This window comes from Novosphingobium sp. BL-A-41-Hi4B-X5A, from assembly GCF_055521705.1.
The window spans coordinates 591365-614274 of the sequence record NZ_CM145500.1 but is presented as its reverse complement, the minus strand read 5'-3'; the positions used below and the strand labels follow the sequence as shown (position 1 = coordinate 614274).

At 63.5% G+C, this 22910-nt stretch carries 17 protein-coding genes; 9 read left to right on the top strand and 8 right to left on the bottom strand.

All coding sequences use genetic code 11. The features are described from left to right. Positions 1-116 precede the first annotated feature (116 nt). From moaC to ACZ1JY_RS02780, 4 genes are all read left to right on the top strand, one after another. Positions 117-590 carry a cyclic pyranopterin monophosphate synthase MoaC gene (moaC, locus tag ACZ1JY_RS02795; protein WP_118073921.1) on the top strand — a complete coding sequence of 158 codons (474 nt, stop codon included), beginning with the start codon at positions 117-119 and terminating at the stop codon, positions 588-590. Continuing rightward, on the top strand, positions 587-1792 hold the full coding sequence (locus tag ACZ1JY_RS02790) for a molybdopterin molybdotransferase MoeA (RefSeq protein WP_465130288.1): 1206 nt from the start codon (positions 587-589) through the stop codon (positions 1790-1792). Before moaC ends, ACZ1JY_RS02790 begins: the two co-directional genes overlap by 4 nt. Positions 1793-1911: 119 nt before the next feature. Then, positions 1912-2613: a transcriptional repressor LexA gene (lexA, locus tag ACZ1JY_RS02785; protein ID WP_465130287.1), complete on the top strand. Its 702-nt coding sequence runs from the start codon at positions 1912-1914 to the stop codon at positions 2611-2613. A 255-nt stretch (positions 2614-2868) separates the two neighbouring features. Further along, entirely contained in the window at positions 2869-3537 is a 669-nt protein-coding gene (locus ACZ1JY_RS02780) for an energy transducer TonB (protein WP_465130286.1), read from the top strand. A gap of 194 nt (positions 3538-3731) precedes the next feature. On the opposite strand, the gene ACZ1JY_RS02775 is transcribed toward ACZ1JY_RS02780, so the two are convergent. Then, complete coding sequence (locus ACZ1JY_RS02775; RefSeq protein ID WP_465130285.1) at positions 3732-6032, bottom strand: ComEC/Rec2 family competence protein; 2301 nt, start codon at positions 6030-6032, stop codon at positions 3732-3734. Positions 6033-6061: 29 nt separating this feature from the next. On the opposite strand from ACZ1JY_RS02775, the gene gltX reads away from it, so the two are divergent. Genes gltX through ACZ1JY_RS02760 form a run of 3 tightly spaced genes read left to right on the top strand, consistent with a single transcriptional unit; the run spans position 6062 to position 9077 of the window. Further along, on the top strand, positions 6062-7525 hold the full coding sequence (gene gltX, locus ACZ1JY_RS02770; RefSeq protein ID WP_465130284.1) for a glutamate--tRNA ligase: 1464 nt from the start codon (positions 6062-6064) through the stop codon (positions 7523-7525). 46 nt (positions 7526-7571) lie between these two features. Further along, entirely contained in the window at positions 7572-8858 is a 1287-nt protein-coding gene (locus ACZ1JY_RS02765) for a citrate synthase (RefSeq protein WP_168903311.1), read from the top strand. 27 nt (positions 8859-8885) lie between these two features. Further along, positions 8886-9077 carry a hypothetical protein gene (locus ACZ1JY_RS02760; RefSeq protein WP_118073927.1) on the top strand — a complete coding sequence of 64 codons (192 nt, stop codon included), beginning with the start codon at positions 8886-8888 and terminating at the stop codon, positions 9075-9077. 3 nt (positions 9078-9080) lie between these two features. Here ACZ1JY_RS02760 and ACZ1JY_RS02755 read toward each other — a convergent pair whose 3' ends face one another. The 4 genes from ACZ1JY_RS02755 to ACZ1JY_RS02740 form a co-directional block, all read right to left on the bottom strand. Next, positions 9081-10460: a sensor histidine kinase gene (locus tag ACZ1JY_RS02755; protein WP_465130283.1), complete on the bottom strand. Its 1380-nt coding sequence runs from the start codon at positions 10458-10460 to the stop codon at positions 9081-9083. A gap of 24 nt (positions 10461-10484) precedes the next feature. After that, complete coding sequence (locus ACZ1JY_RS02750; protein WP_465130282.1) at positions 10485-11459, bottom strand: hypothetical protein; 975 nt, start codon at positions 11457-11459, stop codon at positions 10485-10487. Between the two features lie 9 nt (positions 11460-11468). Continuing rightward, positions 11469-12755: a glycosyltransferase family protein gene (locus ACZ1JY_RS02745; protein ID WP_465130281.1), complete on the bottom strand. Its 1287-nt coding sequence runs from the start codon at positions 12753-12755 to the stop codon at positions 11469-11471. A 73-nt stretch (positions 12756-12828) separates the two neighbouring features. After that, positions 12829-13134 (bottom strand): Hpt domain-containing protein, encoded by a 306-nt coding sequence (locus tag ACZ1JY_RS02740; protein WP_465130280.1) that lies wholly within the window; start codon positions 13132-13134, stop codon positions 12829-12831. A gap of 419 nt (positions 13135-13553) precedes the next feature. Between ACZ1JY_RS02740 and ACZ1JY_RS02735 the strand changes: the two genes are divergently transcribed. Further along, positions 13554-15761: a coiled-coil domain-containing protein gene (locus ACZ1JY_RS02735; protein WP_465130279.1), complete on the top strand. Its 2208-nt coding sequence runs from the start codon at positions 13554-13556 to the stop codon at positions 15759-15761. A 9-nt stretch (positions 15762-15770) separates the two neighbouring features. Here ACZ1JY_RS02735 and ACZ1JY_RS02730 read toward each other — a convergent pair whose 3' ends face one another. The 3 genes from ACZ1JY_RS02730 to ACZ1JY_RS02720 are packed head-to-tail and all read right to left on the bottom strand — an operon-like array spanning position 15771 to position 21885. Next, positions 15771-19187, bottom strand: coding sequence for an error-prone DNA polymerase (locus ACZ1JY_RS02730; protein WP_465130278.1), 3417 nt, complete (start codon positions 19185-19187; stop codon positions 15771-15773). Beyond that, positions 19187-20626 (bottom strand): UdgX family uracil-DNA binding protein, encoded by a 1440-nt coding sequence (locus tag ACZ1JY_RS02725; protein WP_465130277.1) that lies wholly within the window; start codon positions 20624-20626, stop codon positions 19187-19189. Before ACZ1JY_RS02725 ends, ACZ1JY_RS02730 begins: the two co-directional genes overlap by 1 nt. Beyond that, positions 20623-21885: a putative DNA modification/repair radical SAM protein gene (locus ACZ1JY_RS02720; protein ID WP_465130276.1), complete on the bottom strand. Its 1263-nt coding sequence runs from the start codon at positions 21883-21885 to the stop codon at positions 20623-20625. Before ACZ1JY_RS02720 ends, ACZ1JY_RS02725 begins: the two co-directional genes overlap by 4 nt. Positions 21886-22010: 125 nt before the next feature. Between ACZ1JY_RS02720 and ACZ1JY_RS02715 the strand changes: the two genes are divergently transcribed. Then, entirely contained in the window at positions 22011-22907 is an 897-nt protein-coding gene (locus tag ACZ1JY_RS02715) for an alpha/beta fold hydrolase (RefSeq protein ID WP_465130275.1), read from the top strand. Positions 22908-22910 lie beyond the last annotated feature (3 nt).

The following is a 22910-nucleotide window of genomic DNA, read 5'->3' as shown; positions in this document are numbered from 1 at the left end:
AAGCACCTTGAACGCCCCGCAAAACCGCGCCACAGCTACGCCCGAAACCCCTTTCCGCAGTTCTCTCTGGACAGTGTAAACCCCGTAAACCCCCATTCAGGATTCCAGGGAGAACGATGAACGATCTTTCCCATCTCGATTCGTCCGGCACCGCCCGCATGGTCGACGTCGGCGGCAAGACCGAGACGCATCGCGTGGCGATTGCGCGGGGCTTGATCCGCATGTCGGCCGCCACGCTCGAAGCGATCCGCAGCGGCAATGCACCAAAGGGCGACGTACTCGGCCCCGCCCGCATTGCCGGGATCATGGCGGCGAAGAAGACCGGCGACTTGATCCCGCTGTGCCACCCGCTTGCGCTCGATGCCGTCAACGTCGACTTCGCTTTCGCAGCCGACGGCATTGAATGCACCGCAACCGCCTCGCTCAGCGGCCGCACCGGCGTCGAGATGGAAGCGCTGACCGCCGTGAGCCTTGCGCTGCTGACGATCTACGACATGGCAAAGGCCCTCGACAAAGGCATGGTGATCGAAAGCGTCCGCCTGATCGAGAAGCGCGGCGGCAAGTCCGGAACCTGGCGCGCTCCGGAATGAAAGCGCCGCCCCTTCCGCTCGCCGAAGCGCAGAGCCGGTTGCTCGCGCTGGCCCCTTCGCTGCCCGTCGAGCATCGCTCGGTCACCGAATGCCTCGGCCACTACCTCGCCGAGGACCTCCACGCCCGGCGCACGCAGCCAGCAGCAGCCCTGTCGGCGATGGACGGCTATGCCCTGCGCAGCGCCGATCTTCCGGGGCCATGGCGCGTGATCGGCGAGAGCGCGGCCGGACACCCCTTCTCCGGGCAGGTCGGCCCCGGTGAAGCCACCCGCATCAGCACCGGGGCAATGCTGCCCTCAGGCGCGGACATGGTGCTGCTTCAGGAAGACAGCGCCCGCGAGGGCGCCGAGCTGCGCCTGACCGGCGAGCCACCGCAGCCACCTTCGCGCCATGTGCGCCCCGCCGGCATGGACTTCAGTTCGCAAGAGACCCTGATCGCTGCCGGCACTCGCATCGGCCCTGCACAGATCGCGCTCACCATTGCCGGCGGCCACAGCCATCTCCCCGTGCGCCGCCGCGTCAGCCTGACCGTCATCGACAGTGGCGACGAGCTGGTGCCTCCGGGCCACCTGCCTGACCTGCACCAGCTTCCCGCCAGCAATGGCCCGATGCTTTGCGCGATGGCCGCTTCCCTGCCGGTCCAGATTCGCCATGCCGGTCCGGTGGCGGATGAACTCGATGAACTGGTTCGCGCGCTGGATGCAGCCGACACTTCCGACATCATCGTCACCAGCGGCGGGGCGTCGGTGGGGGATCATGACCTCGTTCGCCCTGCGCTCGAAGCGGTTGGCGCATCGATCGACTTCTGGCGGGTCGGCATCAAGCCGGGCAAGCCGCTGCTGGTAGCCACGCGCGGGGAACAGATCATTCTCGGCCTGCCCGGCAATCCTGCCTCCGCCTTCGTCACGGCCTACCTGTTCATGCTCCCCCTGCTGCGGGCGATGCTCGGGGCCAGCGCGCCTTTGCCGAAAGCCATTCCAGCCAGGCTTGCGCAGCCGCTGGCACGGGGCGGAAGCAGGATGGAGTTCCTGCGCGCGGTCTGGGACGGTGCGTCGGTCAGGCTCGACCCGCTCCAGGATTCCGGAGCACTCTCGCCGCTTTCGCGGGCAAACGCGCTGGTTGTGCGGGAAGCAGGCGCGGAGGCCAGACAAGCTGGAATGGATGTTCCGGTCTACCTGCTCGAAAATGGCGGAATTGCTTGACGAGTCGTTGAAGGTTGCTTATCCGTTCCGCATTCGTTCGCCGGTGTGGAACATCCCGCCCCGGTCCATGAAAGATCAGCGGCTTTGCTTTGAAGCTGCGCAATGCGGAGTGGCCGCCGATGTTGACGCGCAAGCAGCACGAACTGCTCACCTTCATCCAGACTCGCCTGGAGGGTTCGGGGATCTCCCCCTCGTTCGAGGAAATGAAGGAAGCGCTCGATCTCAAGTCGAAGTCTGGCGTTCACCGCCTGATCTCTGCCTTGGAAGAGCGTGGCTTCATCCGCCGCCTGCCCAATCGCGCCCGCGCTCTCGAAGTTCTGAAGCAGCCTGACAGTGCAGCAAGCAAGCCGGCGGCGGCGCGCGAAGCGGCAAACACCAATTCCGTGATTACACCGCTCCGCACTGCAGCCAAGGCGGCGTCGCCGGCGCCTGCCAACGACGTCATCGAACTGCCACTGCACGGCAAGATCGCGGCAGGTGTGCCGATCGAGGCAATGGAAACAGCAGCGACGTTGCCTGTCCCTGCCGCCCTGCTCGGCGCTGGTGAGCACTATGCGCTTGAAGTCTCTGGCGACTCGATGGTTGAAGCTGGCATCTTCGATGGAGACTACGCGCTGGTCCGCAAGACCGATGTGGCCCGTGATGGCGAGATCGTCGTTGCGCTGGTGCGGGGTGAAGAGGCGACTCTCAAGTACCTGCATCGTGAAAAGGGCATGATCCGCCTTGATCCCGCCAACGCGGCGTACGATCCTCAGTTCTATCGCCCCGAAGAGGTTGCGGTACAGGGCAAGCTGGCGGGTTTGCTGCGGCGCTATCACTGACGACGGTTCAAGCAGCGCTCTGCCTGTTCGGCAGACCTGCGTTGGAATTGCAAGGCCGCCGCGCAGAAATTGCGCGGCGGCCTTTTCCGTCAGAGCGTGTTATGGCAAATATCAATCGATTTGGTTGAGATTTCTCTGGAGCTACTCCCCGCAGAGGTATAGTATCCACCGTTACCGAATGCCCCGCTACGGGGCGCCCCTTTCCGGGACGGCCCGCCAGAACATGGGGCGTCGGCAACGGAAGAGGTGTTGCCAATGGCTTATGCAATCGAAAATACGAGACGCAGGCAGACACAGACCTTCATCGCGGTCGGACTGCTTCATGGCGTGGCGATCTGGGCGATCGCTTCAGGTTTCGCCAACAGCATGGTCACAATCCTGACCGACCGTCTTCCCGCCAAGCAATGGGAAGACGAAGAGGTCAAGGTAACCCCGGTTGTTCCGCCCCCTGACGTGAAGCCCTCGCCCAAGCCGGACAACCGTTCGCTGGTTGCCCCACGTCCCGATATTGCCATCACGCCCGCCGATCCTTCAAGCACGGTCCGCGATATCGAGATCACGCCGATCACGCCGGTCGAACCTGCTCCCGGCATCCTGCCCGAACCTCGCCCTTCTCCCTCGCCCAGCTTCGCCGTGCGCACGGCATCGCCAAAGGTATCGCCAGGTTCCTGGGTCTCGGACCGCGACTATCCCTCCGCCGCGATCAGGGAAGAACGGGAAGGATTGACCCGTTTTCGTCTTTCGATCGGTGTGGATGGGCGCGTGACGGGGTGCGAGATAACCAGTTCGAGCGGATCGCCAGACCTTGATGCCGCCACATGCATGAAGGTCAGCGCGCGAGCACGGTTCGTCCCGGCGCTTGGCAGCGACGGCATGCCGACGGTGGGAAGCTATTCAGGTTCGGTACGCTGGGACCTGCCCTGATGAATTTGGCCGGTCGACGCTCAGGCTCGCCCGGCCAGCCTCTCCCAGTGTGATTGAGGCAGCCTCCGCGGCAGCGTCAGTTCTGCTTCCGGCGCTTGCGGACGGAACGACGAACTCCCTATCCTCCACTCTCAGGATCGGCGGAAATCAGACGCCTCGGTGCGCGATGAATCCCGGGTCGGCATTGACCATGCCTATCGCTCTTGAGCCGACGGCGCCGGTGCCTCTCCAACTAAGTTCTGCCATCCCGGCGCTGTGCGAATGGCATCGCGGCGTTGCATGTCATGGGATCGTAAATGGGGCTCCGGCCAGCGATACCATCCATGCTGGCCTTGCGTTTCCGCAACGGTGCGAGTTCGGCCTGAGGCAAGATCAACGGATATGCCGCCCGTTTGGGCAAGGTAGGACCGATCTGCCTTGAGCATGCGGGGGCGGCACGATGCAGGAAGGCGTCGATCGGCGATGACGATGTCGGCCCGCTCGCAGGCTGCGGCAAGTGCCATGTCGTCAATGTAATTGCGGCTGCGGGCCATCAGGAGCGTGAAGCGCCGATCGCCCCGTTGCACGACGGCCGCGCAGAAATCGTCATTGCAGCGGGCGCCTGGCCATTCATCAAGGCGGCGGAGGTTGCCCTCCATACCGGCCAGTTCGAGCAGGTTGTCCCGCATGTAATCGCCCCGGCCAATGCGCAGGACAATCAGGTCCGGACCTTCGTTTGCGATCCCGACATGGTGTCCATCGCCCGTGATCAGCAGATCGGGCGTGGGGGTCAGCACCATGGCCGTCACCGCGAGTCCGGCCGGCAGGACGCCAAGAAGGCGCACCTTGCCCGCCCAGAGCGCAAGCCACAGCATGCCGCCGACAAACAGAACGTAGCTCCACGCTTCGAACGGAGGCATTGCCGTGACGGCTCCGGGTTGCGACGCCACGAAGTGTGCCAGCGCCAGGAGCAGATCGAGCGACTTGCCGACAAGCCACCACACCGGTCCGCCAAGCCCCGTCAGATCAAGCAGCAGGGCCATGCCTATCAGTGGCATGGTCACGAAAGTGGTCAGCGGAATGGCGATGACATTGGCGAGCGAGCCATAGACGCCAGCGCGATGGAAATGGAACAGGCCTATCGGCATGAGCGCGAGTTCGATGACCACACCGGTGGCCAGCAACATCATCAGGCTACGAGCGGCGCGGACGACCGGCCCGTGGTGTTCACCGGCAAGGAACGAGCGAACGGGGCCTGCCGAATGAAAGGCGATGATCGCGATCACGGCGGCAAAGCTCATCTGGAAGCTGGGGCCGAGGACCGCATCGGGCCAGAACAGCATGACAATAAAGCCGCCCACGGCCACCATGCGCATCGACAGGGGATCGCGTCCCAAGGCCAGCGCGCCAAGAACAAGCAATGCCCCGATGCACGACCGGATGGTGGGCACTTCCGCCCCGGTCAGCAAGGTATAGCCAAGTCCTGCGAGGGCGCCTGCAAAGGCGGCCGCGAGAGGCACCCGAATCCTGAGTGCGACCCAGGGAACAAGCGCGAGCAGGCGCGCGACCAGCCAGTAAACGGCCCCGACCAGGGCGCTGACATGCAGGCCGCTGATCGACAGGAGGTGCGTCAGGCCCGCATCGCGCATGGCGTCTTCATCAGCAGTCGCGATCGCCCCGCGGTCTCCGCTGGCAAATGCGGCGGCGATTGTCCCTGAAGATCCGCCCAACCGGGCGCGGACGTGCTCGGCCAGCGACCTCTGCAGGCTGCGCAGTGTCGTATCACGATCCGACCTTGCGATTACCCGCACATCGCCAAGCACCGTTCCCGTCGCGGCAAGGCCATCAAACCATGCCCTGCGAGCAAAATCGTACGCCCCCGGAAGCATGGGAGCCGCCGGTGGCATGAGCCGGGCGCGCAGGGCGATCCGGGCGCCTTCCGTCACTTCGCCCGGATCCTTGTCATACGGCAGGTTGACCCGCACGCGGACAGGATCGGGCAAAGCCTCCAGCGCCACGCGCAGGACAAGGCGGGCGCGCGCTTTGGCCGGCTCTTCCCTTCGCTCCAGAACTACTCCTGAAAGAGCGGAAACCTGCGGCCTTGCTATGCCTGGCTGGCCGACAAGCGTGGAGCGAGTCCATATCGTGACCTCGCCCGCAGCCACCATGATCGCCACGCCTGCCACAGCAAGGCGCAGGTGGGGCCGCGTCTCGGCATTGACCGTCAGCAAGCCGAGGATGGCGATTGCCCCGAGTGCCAGCAGTGCGGCGATCCAGTCAGGGCGGGAGGGGAGTGCCACCCACAGGACAATGCCCGCGGCAAAGGCGACCACCAGCCAGAGCCCGCGTTCGAACGGGTGTGCATCGAGGAAGCGCTCTGCCGCGTCGATCCGACCATCAAGCATGCTGGACAATCGCGCGCGGATGTCCCAATGCCGCGCGCGTTCACCCGGTTCAGGGACCGGTTCGGCGGCGGGATAGTCTGCCGCTGGCCGATCTGCAGCCGGAGACGCCATGACATTCAAAGCAAAGGAAAGCGCGGCCGATGGCAAGCGCCACTGACACCGTTTCTGCAGGATCGCCCGGCGACGCCCCGGTCGTCACCCGTTTCGCCCCTTCGCCCACCGGGTTCCTGCACATTGGCGGCGCGCGTACGGCGCTGTTCAACTGGCTTTATGCTCGCCACAACGGCGGCAAGTATCTGCTGCGGATCGAGGACACCGACCGTGCGCGGTCGACCGATGCGGCGATCGAAGCCATTTTCGACGGGCTGAACTGGCTGGGTCTGGGCGGAGACGAGGAGCCGGTGTTCCAGTTTGCACGCTCGGAACGGCACGCGCAGGTGGCGCACCAAATGCTGGAGGCCGGACACGCCTACCGCTGCTATCTGACGCAGGAAGAACTTGCGACACGTCGCGAGAAGGCACAGGCCGAGCGCCGCCCCTTCCGCATTGACAGCGAATGGCGCGATGCGACGCCGGATCAGTGGCCGGTAGACCAGTCGTACGTGGTGCGCATGAAGGCCCCGCGTGAGGGCGAGACGACGATTCCTGACCGCGTGCAGGGCTCGATCACCGTCCAGAACAGCGAGCTCGACGACTTCATCGTGCTGCGCTCGGACGGCACGCCGACTTACATGCTCGCGGTCGTGGTCGACGATCATGACATGGGCGTCACGCACGTGATCCGCGGCGACGATCACATCAACAACGCCTTCCGCCAGCTCGTGATTGTCCGTGCGATGAACGAGATCGAGAGCGGTTGGCCCGATCCGATCTACGCACATATCCCCCTGATTCACGGGGCCGATGGCGCGAAGCTGTCGAAGCGTCATGGCGCGCTGGGCATCGATGCCTATCGCGACGAGATGGGCCTGCTGCCTGAAGCGGTGTTCAATTACCTGCTGCGTCTCGGCTGGGGTCATGGCGATGAGGAGATCATCAGCCGCGACCAGGCGGTGGAATGGTTCGACATCGGCAACGTCAACAAGGGCGCATCGCGCTTTGATCTCAAGAAGCTGCTGAACCTCAACGGCCACTACATCCGTGAGGCTGACGACGCACGGCTCGCCGGGCTGGTCGCACCGCGTCTGGCTGTGCTGGAGCCGGGCTTCGATGGCGCAGCGGGCATGGACCTGCTGACCCGCGCGATGCCGGTGCTCAAGGTGCGCGCTGCCGACCTCAATGAGCTGGCAGCTTCGTCGGTGTTCCTGTTTGCACAGCGTCCCCTGCCCATGGCGGAAAAGGCTGCGGCACTGCTGACCGACGATTCGCGCGCGATACTGGCCAAAGTGGTGGCTGCGCTCGACGCTGAAAACGGCTGGACAATCGAGGGACTGGAGGCCACTTTGAAACAAATGGCCGAGGAGCTTGGGATAGGCTTGGGCAAAATTGCCCAACCGTTGCGCGCGAGCCTGACGGGACAGACTACCTCGCCGGGAATATTCGACGTATTGGCACTGCTCGGCAAGGACGAGTCGCTGGCGCGTATCCGCGATCAGTTGGCTTGAACCCGGGCATAGAACGTAAAGACAGAAGAAACAGGAGGGCTTAGGCGTGAGCGAAAACCAGGCTTCTTTGACCGCAGGCGGCAACAGCGTGGACATGCCGATCAAGAGCGGCACCATCGGGCCGGACGTCATCGACATCCGCAAGCTCTATGGCCAGACGGGCATGTTCACCTATGACCCGGGCTTCACTTCGACTGCGAGCTGCGACAGCGCGATCACCTACATCGACGGTGATGAAGGCGTGCTGCTGCACCGCGGTTACCCGATCGGCCAACTGGCCGAGCACTCGTCGTTCATGGAAGTGAGCTACCTGCTGCTCAACGGCGAACTGCCGAGCCAGCAGGAACTTGCGGACTTCAGCCGCACGATCACCCGCCACACCATGTTGCACGAGCAGCTCGCCACGTTCTATCGCGGCTTCCGTCGCGATGCGCACCCGATGGCGATCATGTGCGGCGTCGTCGGCGCGCTTTCGGCATTCTATCACGACAGCACCGACATTGCTGACCCGACGCATCGCAAGATCAGTTCGCACCGCCTGATCGCCAAGATGCCGACGATCGCGGCGATGGCCTACAAGTATTCCGTCGGCCAGCCCTTCGTCTATCCGGACAACAAGCTGTCCTACACCGGCAACTTCCTGAAGATGACCTTCGGCGTCCCGGCTGAAGAGTACGAAGTTATCCCCGCCGTCGAAAAGGCGATGGACCGCATCTTCATCCTCCATGCCGATCACGAGCAGAACGCCTCGACCTCGACCGTGCGTCTGGCCGGTTCCTCGGGCGCAAATCCGTTCGCGTGCATCGCAGCGGGCATCGCCTGCCTGTGGGGCCCGGCGCATGGCGGCGCAAACGAAGCAGCGCTCAACATGCTCAAGGAGATCGGCACCCCCGATCGCATCCAGCACTACATTGATCGCGCCAAGGACAAGAACGATCCGTTCCGCCTGATGGGCTTCGGTCACCGCGTCTACAAGAACTACGATCCGCGTGCGACGGTGATGCAGCAGACCGTGCGCGAAGTGTTCGACGCGCTGAAGGTCAACGATCCGCTGTTCGAGACCGCCCTTCGCCTCGAGGAAATCGCGCTCAGCGATCCGTACTTCGCAGAGAAGAAGCTGTTCCCGAACGTCGACTTCTATTCGGGTATCATCCTCTCGGCGATCGGCTTCCCGACCACGATGTTCACCGTGCTCTTCGCCCTCGCTCGCACCGTCGGCTGGGTGGCGCAGTGGAACGAAATGATCAGCGATCCTGGCCAGAAGATCGGGCGTCCTCGCCAGCTCTACACTGGTCCTAACGAGCGCGATTACATTCCGCTGAGCGACCGCTGATCGATTGAACGACAGAGGAGGGCGACGATGACGATGGTTCTCAGGATTTTCGGCATCGTCGCCCTTTTGATGGGCGGCCTGTGGGTCGGCCAAGGGTTGGGCCTGATCATGTGGCCTTCATCGAGCTTCATGCTTGCCCAGACGCAATGGGCCTATATCGGCGCGGGGTTGATGTTGATCGGCGCCATCGCGATCTGGCGCGCATCGCGACGTCGCTGAGCGTCAGCCCGCTGCGCTCGCCTGCGCGGCTCTGTCAGCCGGCAGCAACAGCACGAATTTCGCGCCGCCCTTTGGCGCCTGCTGGACAGTGAGATCCCCGCCCATCGCTCGCGCCAGTCTGCGCGAGATATAGAGGCCCAGTCCGCTTCCTCCATCGCCACTGCGACCGAGCCGCTCGAACTTCTCGAAAACCTTCTCGGCCTGATCCCGGGCAATGCCCTGCCCCTGATCCTGCACGGTGATCCAGGCGAACTCGCCATCGATACCGCATTCGACCTCGATCCGGGTATCTTCCGGCGAATATCTCACGGCGTTGCCGATGAGGTTGAGGAGGATCTGCAGCACGCGGCGGAATTCCGCGATGGCCGGCGCTGCCACATCGAGCGCGGGGAGCAAGAAGGCAATGCGTCGTTCCTGCGCCCGGACGCCCAGGATGCCTGCTGCACGCCGGGCACAATCGACAAGATCGATGTGATCGGAAGCAGGCGAAAACCCTTCGTCTTCCACCGTCTCAAGATCGGCCAGGTCTTCGACCAACGACAGCAGGTGCCGTCCGGCTTCCGCAATATCCCCGGCATACCCTACGTACTGTTCAGCCAAGGGACCGGCGAGGCGTGTCCGGATGGTTTCGGCGTTGGCGACAATCCGGTTGATCGGCAAACGCAGTGCCGGCGCCAGCTTGCGCCCCAGCAGGCCCTTCCAGTCTGGATGTGCAAGGGGTTCCGGCACAGCCGAAACCGTCATGCTCGGGGCTTCCGCTAGCACGGACTCCGCCACCAGAAGCAGTTCGAACCCGCCTGCTCGCAACGGCAGAATACGCGTTTTCCACACACGGGACGAGCCGGGCACGGCCACCTGGGCTTCGTCGAGCAATCGCCAGTGCAGAGGTTGGCGGTGCGCGCTGCCCTCAAGCGTTACGAGATCGGTCCAGTATCTGCCAAAGCCTTGCTGCAGGCTCGATGCCAGGTCGACAAGATCGCGTGCCGTGGCGGAACCCGAGACGATGCGCTGCTCGGCGTCCAGAACAATGTGTGCTTCGGCCAACTGTCGGATAAGTGCTTCGTCGGTCGCTGCCGCTTCATCGCCCTGCCAGGCATCCGCGGCGACTTTCCAGTCGCTGATCTCGATCCTTGTGCCGGACCCATCGGGAATGGCGCGCGCCGAAAACGAGAGCGGTTGCCCTTCGTCGGTCACGGTCATGGCTGCGGATAGCGGAGCCCCCGCCAATCGCGCACGGCGCACCAGCGCCAACAGACCCGGCAGCGCGATCACACCGGGGTATGCGCCGCCGAGCCGTATCTGCAGCGCCGCCAGGGTCTCATCGGACTCGACCAACCGGTCTGCGCTGTCGCAGCGGGCGCGGATCACGCCTGCGGTGGTCACTGGTGCGCCCTCATCGGCCGATCATTATCCGAACGCCTCACGGCGCATCAAGGAAGAGGCCAGCATCGCTGCTGCGGCATCGGGCACGAGCTGATCAATGCCCTCTGGCAGGCTGGTTTGCGGATGCAGGGCTGAGAAAGTGGTGACCAGATTCGTGCGGTCAGCACCTGCGGCCGACAGTGCAAGCGCCAATCGCGCCATCTGGCTCTCGGTCGTGCACATGATCGCCATTTCGCGCGACATTCCGGCCCCCGAGGCGAGGCTCGACAGGAAAAGCGCAATCCCGGCGGAGTCGATTTGCAGCCCCCGGGCCGAATCACCTGCCAATTGCCGAATGACGTGGTCGAGTAGCTCCAGACGCGATGCTGCGGCTACGCGTTGCTGGCGCAATGCACTTTCCGCCGCGCCGGCAGCAGCCAGTCCGGACGGATCATCTGCAACGTAGGCCTGCATGGTCATCAGAGCGATATGGTGAAGATCGCCGGGCAGTTCCGAAAGTGGAATCTGCATGCGCCGCATCAACTGTCCGAATCGCGCCTGCGCGGCGAGCAAATTCATCCCACGCGCGGCCAGATCGGGATCGCGCGACGCAATGATGTCTTGAAGAAGCGGGGTGAGCACGGGATCGAGTCCCAGCCTGCCCTGCATCTTCTCGGTAAGTTGCCACTCGACCGCAAGCATGTGCAGATGATTCAGCAGGGCCTGATTGCCGGCGAGCAAATCCGCCAGGCCATCGCCTGCCTCTCGCGCCCAGGCGGCAGAATTGTCGTGACCGGCAGCTTCACCAACCGCCTGCACAAGCTGTCTGGCAATATCTGACAGCATGCCTCGGACGCGGGCGATGATCTCGTCGCTGAAGATCGAGTTATCGTCGTTCTGGAGAAGATGCCGGAGAATTGGCCCCATGTGGACCATGACCTGATCGGCATGAACCAGGTCATCGCGCAGAAGCGCCTCGATCGCGCCGGGATCGGGGGGGAAAGGTACGGTCAGTGCCATAAGTCGCTCTTACGGCCGACTGGTTAACTGCGGGTTAGGCGATCTGTCGGTTGGCGGCGTTGTCCCGAACTGGAGCAGCAGCAGGCACGTGCCAAGGAGCGTCAGAACCGCAACGCCGATCGCTGCATCGAATGGCAGCGTGATGCTGGCGATGGCGAGCACAAGGCCGAAGGCCAATCGGTCTTCCAGCCAGGCGGATCGGGGGAAACGCGGCAGGGCAAGGCGCACAAGGCGCGCTCCACCGATAAGCAGAATCGGGGCGAACCAATTGAGCCCAAAAGGAATTGCGCTGGTGTAAGGCAGTTCGCTGCGCCAAGCGGCAAGCGCTATCAGTCCAGCATCGACGAGAAGATGGAACAGGGCCACGGTCCTGCGCTCAAGGCCCGAGGCGAGGAGCGAATCACGCTCCACCTGCCCCATCAGACTGGCCACGCGCTCCACCAGCCAGGACAGTCCGATCAGCAGAAAACCCGTGGCGGCATTGCCAAGCCAGCCAAGCCCTAGACCGAGCAGTCCCAGTATCCCGGCAGCAAGTCCGATCAGCGCAGGCCGGGTTCCTGCATGAAGCATGGCCGGCCCGAACCTGCGGACAAAGGCCATGGCCAGCAGCACCCCTGGAGAACCTACTGCCGATCCACCGCTAGCAGTATGCAGCCTCAGCCACTGACGTTCTGCGGTGTGGGCTTCCTGTTCGCTGCGGACCATGGTCCAACGGCCATCACCCAGCATGGCCGCAGACACGCCGCGCAATGGCAAGCGGGCCTGTACGGCGAGGCGCAGCAGCGCCGATTGCGCGTTCCATTCGGGCGGCAAATCGGCAAGGCCAGCCGCGATCCGTCCCTGGAAGCGCATTGCTCCGGCGAATGCATGGTTGATATCGATGCGCTCGAAACCGAGCGGCAAGGCGTTTTCTGCCGGAAGCGTGAGAACGCACGGACCTGCCTCGATAAGATCCCGAAACACGTCGGGCATGGCAATCAGGCCATCGCCCACGACGATCACATCGTCTTCAGGAGCAAGCAAGGGCACAAGTGCACGCGCTGTTGCCACGACATGAAACTGGGCTCCGCCAGCCTCGACAACGTGCTGGAGCGCGACCAGCTCGCCGCTGATCCCCTCTGCCATCACGACGACGCGCTTTGCGCCCAGCGAGAGGGCCAACCCGATCTGATGGCGCAGCAGCGAACGTCCGCCGATCGGCAGATACCCGCGAAGTCCTGCAGGCACCGTTGCCGGCACACCCGCAGCCTGTGCCGGATGGGAAGTTTCAATCAGGGAAAGAACTGCGACCCGCAAGAATTGCCTCCTGTCGCACCATCGTAGGGACTGGCGACGGTCGTGCCAAGGCGGACCGCTGTAGCGTCGGGGATTAGGCGTCTATCGCCAGATCGGCCAGCATCTGGTGCAGGCGACGAAGGATCGCCGGATCACCGGGCGCGCCGTCCAGCGCTTCCTCGGCAAGTTCGATCAGGCCTTCGGCATGAAAGCTTGCCGCAAGACCTTTCAACCGCAAGGCTGCAACGTGCCAGTTCCCATCGCAGCGAGCGCGGCCGAGCAGATCCACCTGCCGTTCGGCACTTTCGATGAATGCCGCACGCAATTCGCGCACGAGTTCGGGATCGTGCCCGGCAGCAGCGGCAAGGTTCGCATCAAGGGAGGCGCCTTCGTAGGCCATATGAAACCGCTACGGGCCGAAGCGTTAAGGCGGGGTTTATGGATGGATCGAAATCGTGATATGACAGCGTCATGAACGGGGGAAGACGGATCATTCCGATCGATGGCGCCAATGAGGACGCCGGTGAGGCAAGCATGGCCGGGCCAACTGCGTCTGAGGATGCCGAGCTGGCATATATGCCTCCAGCTTTCCTTGAGAAAGCATCGGCAAGCGACTGGGATAGCGCAGAAATCCCTGCGCTCAAGAAATCCTGGCCCGCGCTTGTGCTGGCTGGCGGTGCGATTGCTGGTTGGACGGCATTCTTCGTTTGGGTTGTGATCCTTGCACAGCCAACGCCCGCGTCTGCAGAGCAATGGGCATGGTGGTTGACGCAATGGAGCGTGCCCGTCTTGCTGGTGCTTGTTCTGCTGCTCGTAGTCATGCGTACAAGCCGGCGGGAAGCGGCCCGCTTCGCCGAGGCGGCACGCCTGCTGTCGAACGAATCGGCTTACCTTGAGCGGCGCCTTGTTTCGATCAACACCGAACTGGCGCTCGCCCGCGACTTCATGGCCGCGCAAGGCCGCGATCTTGAATCGTTGGGCCGGGTTGCGGTCGATCGGCTTTCGGGCAGTGCCTCGCAGCTGGATGGGCTGATCAGCCGGAACGGCACGCAGATCGACAGGATCGCTGAAGTTTCAGCGGCCGCTCTCGACAACATGGAGAAGCTGCGGGGGCAATTGCCGGTCATTGCCAATGCCGCCAAGGACGTGACCAACAACATCGGCAATGCCGGACGCACCGCGCATCTGCAGCTTGAAGAGCTGGTCTCGGGCTTTCAGCGCCTCAACGAGTTCGGCCTTGCCAGTGAACGGCAGGTCGTGTCGTTTCGTGACCGGGTCGAGAGCGCGCTGGAGGGATTTGCCAAGGCTTCCGAAGACCTCGGCCTTCTGGCCGAAAATCGCTTTGATGCCCTGACGCAGCGCAGCGTCGATCAGGCGGCAATGGCTGCCGAGGCGGAAGAGGCTGCGCTTGCGGCTTGGCGGAAGCGCAGCGATGCCCATGCGGCATCACTCAAGGAAACTCTCGTCCAACTCGGCGAGGCGCACGAGGGACTTATCGCGGACTCGGCGGGACGCCTGGCACGCTTTGAGGAGGCCGCGCGTTCGCTCACGGCAATGCTCGAAATCCAGGGCCGCGATCTTGACGAACAACTGGCGCGCAGGCGCGCCTCTGCCGAAGCTGGCGCCGCGGAACAGCGCGCGGCTCTCGAAAACCGTCTTGCCGAAATCGACGAGGCCGTTGCCGAGCGTCGCTCTGCGATGGAGCGCGCCGCCGCTTCTGCCGCCGAAGGTTTGGCGTCAAAGCTGGCCGAGCTTGATCAGGCGATCGAGGCGCAGCGCAGCACGCAAATTGTCGAGGCTGAGAAGCTTGCTTCCAGATGTGAGGAAATCGGAGGCAAGGTCAATGCCTTCTCCGAAGTCCTTCGCAACTCTGGCGAACAAGGCGCACAGACAGCGTCGCAGGTTGACAAGGCAATGGCCGATCTCACCGCGCGACTGGGTGAAATGCGCCACGCGCTTTCCGGCACGGACTTGCAGATCGGCGAATTGACCGATTCTGCTGTGCGGCTTCTCGAGCTGATCCAGGCCGGTGGCGACCACACGCGCACCCAGATTCCGGAAGCCCTGCGCAGTACTGAAGCCGGGCTGAAGGGTCTGGAGGATCGCGTGTTCACCTTGCGCGATACCTTGCGCGAAGCAGGCGATGGCGGGCGCAGCCTTGCCGAGACGGTTGGTTCTGCTCGCAGTGAAGTTTCGAGCACGATCAAGGAATTGCAGAAGGCGCAAAAGACCCTGTCCGAGCAGGCGGCAGAGCATGAGCAGCAACTTTCGGCTCTGCGCGACGTGCTGGCCGGGGTGCGCGCCGAAAGCGATGCACTGTCACAGGATATCGAGAGCCGACTGTCAGGAGCAATTGGCGGCTTGAACGAGGCTGCAACCAAGGCTGGTGAAGACCTGCGCGTCAGCACTGCGGGTGAAATCGAAAGCCTCGCCGAAAGGCTTGGCGAACAGAGCAGTGCCGCGATCGCGAGGGTGCTTCAGGGGCGCGCGGCCGAACTTGTGGGGCGTCTTGAGGAAGCCATCGATGCCGCAGCGGCAGCAAGTCGCGACACCGCAATCCAGATGCGTGACCAGTTGGCGAAGGTCGATGAACTGGCCGGCAATCTTGAGGCGCGGGTCGATCGCGTTCGCGAGAAGGCAGAGGAGAAGGTCGATAACGACTTTGCCCGTCGCGCGGCCCTGATCACGGAATCGCTGAACTCGTCCGCCATCGACATTGCCAAGGCGCTGTCGACGGATGTTTCGGAAACCGCTTGGGCATCGTACTTGCGCGGGGACCGCGGCATCTTCACCCGCCGCGCCGTGTCGCTGCTGGAAAGTGCCGAGGCCAAGGCGGTACAGGCGCATTACGAAGCTGAGAGCGAGTTCCGCGAGCATGTGAACCGCTACATCCACGATTTCGAATCCATGCTGCGCCAGTTGCTTTCGACCCGTGACGGTAACGCTCTGGGCGTTACGTTGCTCTCGTCCGACATGGGCAAGCTCTATGTCGCACTGGCGCAGGGGATCGAGCGCCTGCGTACCTGAGCTTGAGGCCTAATGAAAATCGCGTGACTTGGGGATGATCCTCACGTCACGCGGGTGTGTCCGGGCACCGGGACCGGCGCGTTCGGGGATCGGCCTGTTGCACTCGTCCGCCCGCGCAATCGGCGGCATAAGCCGGTCGGCATCGGACAGCGCATCCAGACTCGCACTGGCATCGGTCAGGTGCATGGCGATGACATGGATGACCTCGTCGTCGTATTCGACACGCCCGCGCACCTCCATCAGCCGTGCGCCCATGATGATCTTGCGCTGCTTCTCCATCAGGTCGGGCCAGATCACCAGATTGACCACGCCAGTCTCGTCCTCGAGCGTGATGAAACAGACACCCTTGGCGCTGCCGGGGCGCTGACGCACCAGCACCACGCCGGCAACCTGCACCGTGGCGCGATACTTGTGGCTCCTGAGGTCTGCCGCCCGGACAAAGCCGCGTTCGCCCAGCATCGGCCGCAAAAACGCCAACGGATGGGCCTTCAGCGACAGGCGATGCGTCTGATAATCGGCCACGACCTCCTCCGACAGCGGCATCATCGGCAGGACGGCACGACTGCGCTCCTCGCCTTCCGAGCGTGACGTCATGGCGGCAAACAGCGGCAGTTCCCTGGGCGCGACAAGGCTGCGGGCATCCCACAGCGCCTGCCTGCGCGAGAGACCAAGCGAGCCGAGCGCATCGGCTGCGGCAAGCCGCTCGACCAGTGCCGGAGACAGCCCTGCCCGTTCCTTCAGGCTGGCGGCATCGGTAAAGACACCACCCTCGCCTCTCGCCGCAACAAGCATGGCAGCCGCATGTTCGGGAAAGCCATCGATCTGCCTGAGGCCAAGCCGGAGCGCGCCTCCGCCCTGCTCCAGCGTGCAATCCCAGTCCGAATGGTTCACATCGACCGGCAGCACCGGCACGCCGTGCCGCGCCGCATCGCCGACGATCTGCGCAGGGGCATAGAAGCCCATCGGCTGCGAATTGAGCAAGGCGCAGGCGAAAGCCGCCGGATAGTGGCACTTCAGCCATGACGAGACATAGACGAGGTGGGCGAAGCTGGCGGCATGGCTTTCGGGAAAGCCGTATTCGCCGAAACCCTTGATCTGGTTGAAACAGCGTTCGGCGAAATCCGGATCGTAGCCGCGCTTGACCATGCGGCCGACCATCATGTCCTCAAGTTCGTGCACCATCCCGCGGGAGCGGAACGTGGCCATGGCCTTGCGCAGGCGATTGGCTTCGAGGCTGGAAAACCGCGCCGCATCGAGCGCGATCTTCATCGCCTGCTCCTGAAAGATCGGCACGCCCAGCGTGCGGTTGAGGATCGAGCTCAGCTCATCGGCGGGGCCATGTTCGGGTCCGGGCGCAGGGATCTCTACCCCCTCCTCACCCCGCCTGCGCTTGAGATAGGGGTGGACCATATCGCCCTGGATCGGGCCGGGACGCACGATGGCGACCTGAATCACCAGATCGTAGAACTGGCGGGGGCGCAGGCGCGGCAGCATGTTCATCTGCGCGCGGCTTTCCACCTGGAACACGCCGAGAGAATCGCCCTTGCACAGCATGTCGTAGACCGCCGGGTCCTCGCGCGGGACCGTGGCCAGCGTCAGTTCGCGGCCGTGGTGCGAGCCCAGCAGATCAAGGCACTTGCGGATGCAGGTGAGCATTCCGAGCGCCAGCACATCGACCTTGAGGATGCCGAGCGCGTCGATGTCATCCTTGTCCCATTCGATGAAGCTGCGATCGGCCATCGCGCCGTTGCCGATCGGCACGGTTTCGGTCAGCGGCCCTTGAGTGAGAATGAAACCGCCAACGTGCTGGGAAAGATGGCGCGGCATTCCAATCATTTGCTGGGCAATTGCGATAACACGCCTGAGGTAAGGATCGGTGCCGTCCAACCCGCTTTCGTTGACGTTCTTCTCCCCCACCTCGGTGCCCCAACTACCCCAGACGGTGCGAGCGAGCGCGCCGGTCACGTCTTCGGACAGGCCCATGGCCTTGCCCACTTCGCGGATCGCCATGCGCGGGCGGTAGTGGATGACCGTGGCGCAAAGCCCTGCACGGGCACGGCCAAAACGGCGGTAGATATACTGAATGACCTCCTCACGCCGTTCATGCTCGAAGTCGACGTCGATGTCGGGCGGCTCCTTGCGCTCCTCCGAGATGAAGCGATCGAACAGCAGTGCGTGCTTGGCGGGATCAACGGCGGTTATCCCGAGGCAAAAGCAGACCGCGGAATTGGCAGCTGAGCCACGCCCTTGGCACAGGATCGGAGGATCGCAATTACGTGCGAAATCAACAATATCCTTGATGGTCAGGAAGTAGGTTGCAAGGTTCAGCTTGCCGATCAGGTCGAGTTCCCGGCGCAGAGTATCGGCAACGCTCTCCGGCACGCCATCCGGATAGCGCCCCCGTGCACCTTCCCACGTCTGCATTTCGAGCCAGGATTGCGGATCGTGGCCTTCGGGGCAGATTTCTTCAGGGTATTCGTAGCTTAGCTCCTTGAGGCTGAACTGACAGGAGTCCGCCACTTCGCGCGTGGCACTGATTGCCTGGGGCCAGCGCTCGAACAGACGGACCATCTCTTCAGGGGATTTCAGATGCCGTTCGGCATTGGGTTCGAGCAAATGCCCGGCCTTGGCCACGGTGGTCTTGTGACGGATTGCCGTCATCACGTCCTGAAGCGGACGGCGGTCTGGCGTCGCGTAGAGCACTTCGTTGGTAGCCAGCAGGCCAAGGCCATTGCTCCGAGCTAGACCGTTCAGCCGTTCGATCCGGGCAATGTCATCGCCGACGTAAAGGTAGCTCGCGGCCAGATGGCGCATGGTCGGCAGGCTGTGGACAAGCTTGAGGAGAAGCTCGGGAAAAGACAGGGAAAGGCTGTTCGTAATCGGTGGAAGAACTGGGGATTCCCCACTTGGAAAAGCATAGACATTGCTTTCGCTTTCCGCCGTAAACATCTGATCCAGATCAGCTGGGGGAACGAGGATCAGGTGAATGCCCTCGGCATGGGCAGCCAGCATGGGTAAATCGATCTCACAGATGCCCTTGGCCTGCCACTCTCCAGTGAGCGTGCGCATTCGCCCAGCCGAAATGAGGCGGCACAGCCTACCGTACGCGGCGCGGTCCTGCGGATAGGCCAGAAAGGCCAGGCCCTCGACGGTTTCGATCCTGCAGCCGATAACGGGACGCATGCCCGCCCCATCGGCTTCGGTGTGCAGACGTACAATACCGGCCAGGGTGTTGGCATCGGCAATGCCCAGCGCATCGTAGCCCAGTTCGCGTGCCGTCCTGACCAGATCCTGGGCGTCCGAGGCACCGCGCAGGAACGAGAAGCAGGTTGCCAGCCCCAGTTCGACAAAGGCCGCCGGTGAATGTGGCGGACCTTCGAATGGCGCGACATGGCGCCGCGGCGGCGTCAGCGCAGGTTCGGGCATCAGACTGCGCCAGAAAGTTCCGAAAGTCTATCCGCTACCCGGCGTAAATCATTCGCAAACTTGTCTTCTTCCTCGGCGCGACCGTGATCTTGCAGACGCAGCAGATAGCTGGGATGCGTGGTGATCCACAGTTCGCTGCCATCGTCGAGCAAATGTGGCTCGCCCCGCACCTTTTGCACGCTGACCGTCTTGCCCAGAAGGCTGCGTGCCGCGCTTGCGCCCAAGGCGAGGATGAGCCGGGGCTGGACCAGCGCGCGTTCGCCATCAAGCCACCAGCGGCAGATATCAATTTCCTTGGCGGTGGGATTCTGGTGGAGACGGCGCTTGCCACGGGGAACGAACTTGAAGTGCTTGACCGCGTTGGTCACGTAGGTGCGTTCGTCCGAAATACCCGCTTCTTCGAGATGCGAGCGCAGCAAGCGACCGGCCGGGCCGACGAACGGACGGCCCTGCTCCTCCTCGGTATCGCCCGGCTGCTCGCCCACGATCATCAAGGCGGCGGATGCAGGCCCTTCGCCCATGACGGCACGGGTACCGTTGCAGCCGATCTCGCAACGGCGGCAGCCGAGGATTGCCTCGCCAATCGCGCCAAGGCTTTGCGGCCGTTCGCCGAAGTCCTGTTCGCCCGCCTTCACCATCTGCGCCTCGCGTGCCTGTGCGCCTGCGATCAACTCGGGGATGAGCGCCGCTTCGGGCATGTTCTTCCAGTACTTGCGGGGCATTTCTTTGAGCATGGCCCCGACCTTCAAACGCGCGGGATTGAAGATCGACGCATAATACTTGCGCCACAGCGCCTCGACCGGATCGCCCGAAGGAGCATCTGCACGGGTGGCCGGCGGGCCTTCCTGCAGCGCCTCGCCATCCCAATGCAGGGTCCCGCGCGGGGTGAGAATCGACCAGCGCATGGTGGTGAAGCGACGCACGAAAAACCCGGCGTTGGCGCGCAGGATATGGTGCTCGGGCTCGAACCAGGCGACGTAGTGCTCGCCTTCTTCGTTCTCCACGCTGCGAAAGCGGACGAAAGCGCGCATCTTGTGAATGTCCCGCCGGACCTGCCGGGCGAGGTCTTCCATGGCGCGTACGTCGGGATCGGCCTTGTCCTCCATCAGGCGGGGGCGTGACTGCAGACGCCACAACGTGCGATAGAGCAATGAAAAGCGCGTAGAATCAGAATGAAGGATCACGCTTTGTGCAAGCTGCAAGAAGTCTCGCGAAACGCGGGGCTGTGGGGCATCGTCAGGCGGCGATGGCAGGCGGCGGTCACCATGCGCGAACAGGTCCGCGCCCTGATCGGCAGGGGATTCCCAGGTGACCCGGTCTGGCGGCACATCGGCGCGGACCATGCGGCGCGCGGCATCACGCCACCCCTCGAAATCGTCCGGCGCGGCAAGCTGGATGCGGAACGCTTCGGCCAGGCGCATGTCACGGAACGGCTTCATGCGAAGAGTTCCATCTGGGTGGGCTTGACGGCGGGGGCCAGAAGGCTTTGCAGATCGGCCCGGTCGGTCAAAAGTATGGGGCGCCAGTCCTCGGTGACGATGAACGGGCGCACCTTGGCAACAGAGACGGTCAGTTTGCCAACGTCGGCCAGGCGCAGGCGGCGTTGGCGGCGGGCGGCGACCAGGGCGTTGACGGCCTTCACCCCCAGCCCCGGCACGCGCAACAGCTTTTCGCGCGGGGCACGGTTGACGTCGACCGGAAAGTCCCCGCGAAAGCGCAGGGCCCAGGCGAGCTTGGGGTCGATATCGAGCGGGAGCATGCCATCGTTGCCGGTTGCCTGCTGCACCTCGTGCGGGGCAAAGCCATAGAAGCGCATCAGCCAGTCGGACTGGTAGAGCCGATGTTCGCGCATCAAGGGCGGACGCTTCAGCGGCAGGACCGCGCTGGCATCGGGGATCGGGCTGAAGGCTGAGTAATAGACGCGGCGCAGGCGAAAGCGGTCGTAAAGCGTGCTGGCGCGACCGACGATATCGGCATCGGTCGCAGCATCGGCGCCGACGATCATCTGGGTGGACTGGCCGGCGGGAGCAAACTTCGGCGCATGGCGGAAGCGCTTGCGGGCGTCCTTAGCCTCGACAATCGCTTCTTTCAGCGACCCCATCGCTCCTTCGATCTGCGGCGCGGACTTGTCGGGCGCAAGGCGAGTGAGGCCGGCCACCGTGGGCAATTCGACGTTGATCGAGACGCGATCGGCATAGAGCCCGGCCTGGGCAACCAGTTCGGGATCGGCCTCGGGGATTGTCTTGAGGTGGATGTACCCCCGAAAATCGTGTTCTTCCCGCAGGATACGGGCGACTTCTATCAACTGCTCCATCGTGTGGCTGGAGCTTTTGACGATGCCGGAGGAGAGGAACAGCCCCTCGATATAGTTTCGGCGGTAGAACGACAGCGTCAGGTCCACCACTTCCTGCGGAGTAAAGCGCGCACGGCGAGTGTTCGAGCTCTTGCGGTTCACGCAGTAGTGGCAATCGAACACGCAGTGGTTGGTCAGCAGGATCTTGAGCAGCGAGATGCAGCGGCCATCGGGCGCATAGGCATGGCAGATACCCATGCCCTCGGTCGACCCGATGCCGCGCCCTGGTCCATTTGGCCCGCCCTTGCTGTTGCGCTTGGTAGTACCCGACGAAGCGCAGGAGGCATCGTACTTGGCAGCATCGGCCAGGATTTCGAGGCGTTCGAGAACGGTAAGTTGCGGCATTCGTTCCTTATATGTTCTTTCAGCATCCTGCGCCAGCCCGTACCTGTGGACAGGCCGAGGGAAGGAACGCGAAACGGGACGAGCCGTTCAGGCACCACACGGGCGGGGCCTGAGGAGACAATTTGATGCCGATGATCGAGACCCGCGACGGGACCCGCCTTTATGCCAAGTCGTGGGGTGATGGGCCGCCGGTGGTGCTGATCCACGGCTGGCCGCTTTCCGGCGACAGTTGGGACCCGGTGAGCAATGCGCTGGCCGATGCGGGCTTCCGCGCAATTGCCTATGACCGGCGCGGCTTCGGACGTTCGGACCAGCCTTCGGGCGGCTATGATTACGATACCTTTGCCGACGATCTGGCTGACGTCATGGCGGCAATGGGTGTGGGCGATAACGTGGCTTTGGTCGGCTTCTCGATGGGCGGCGGCGAGATCGCGCGCTACATGTCGCGCCATAGCGGTCGCGGGGTTTCGCGGGTGGCGCTGGTGTCATCAGTCGTGCCATACATGCTCAAGACCGACGACAATCCCGACGGCGTTCCGCAGTCGACGTTCGATGAAATGACCGGCGGCATGCTGGAGGACCGGGCCAGGTTCTTCACCGGCTTCTTCCGCGACTTTTATGGCGTGGGGATGCTGAGCAGGCCGGTGAGCGACGAGACGCTGAAGCTGTCCTGGGCAACAGCGATGCAGGCGGGCCTGAGGCCGACGCTGCTCTCAGCGAAGGCTTTTGCCACTACCGATTTCCGCGGGGACATGCCCTCGTTCCGCGTGCCGACTTTGGTAATCCACGGCACCTCCGATGCGACTGTGCCGATCGAGGCAACCGGGCGCGCCGTGGCCAGAGCCGTGCCGCACGCAACGCTGATCGAGTACGATGGCGAGCCGCACGGGGTGTTCGCAACGCAGACCGAGCGGCTGACCAAGGACCTGCTCGATTTTGTCTCGGGCCGTCCCGCCGAAACGATGCCGCAGGAAGTGATCGACACGCTGACCGCACAGACCATTGTAGCGCCATCGATCTGATGC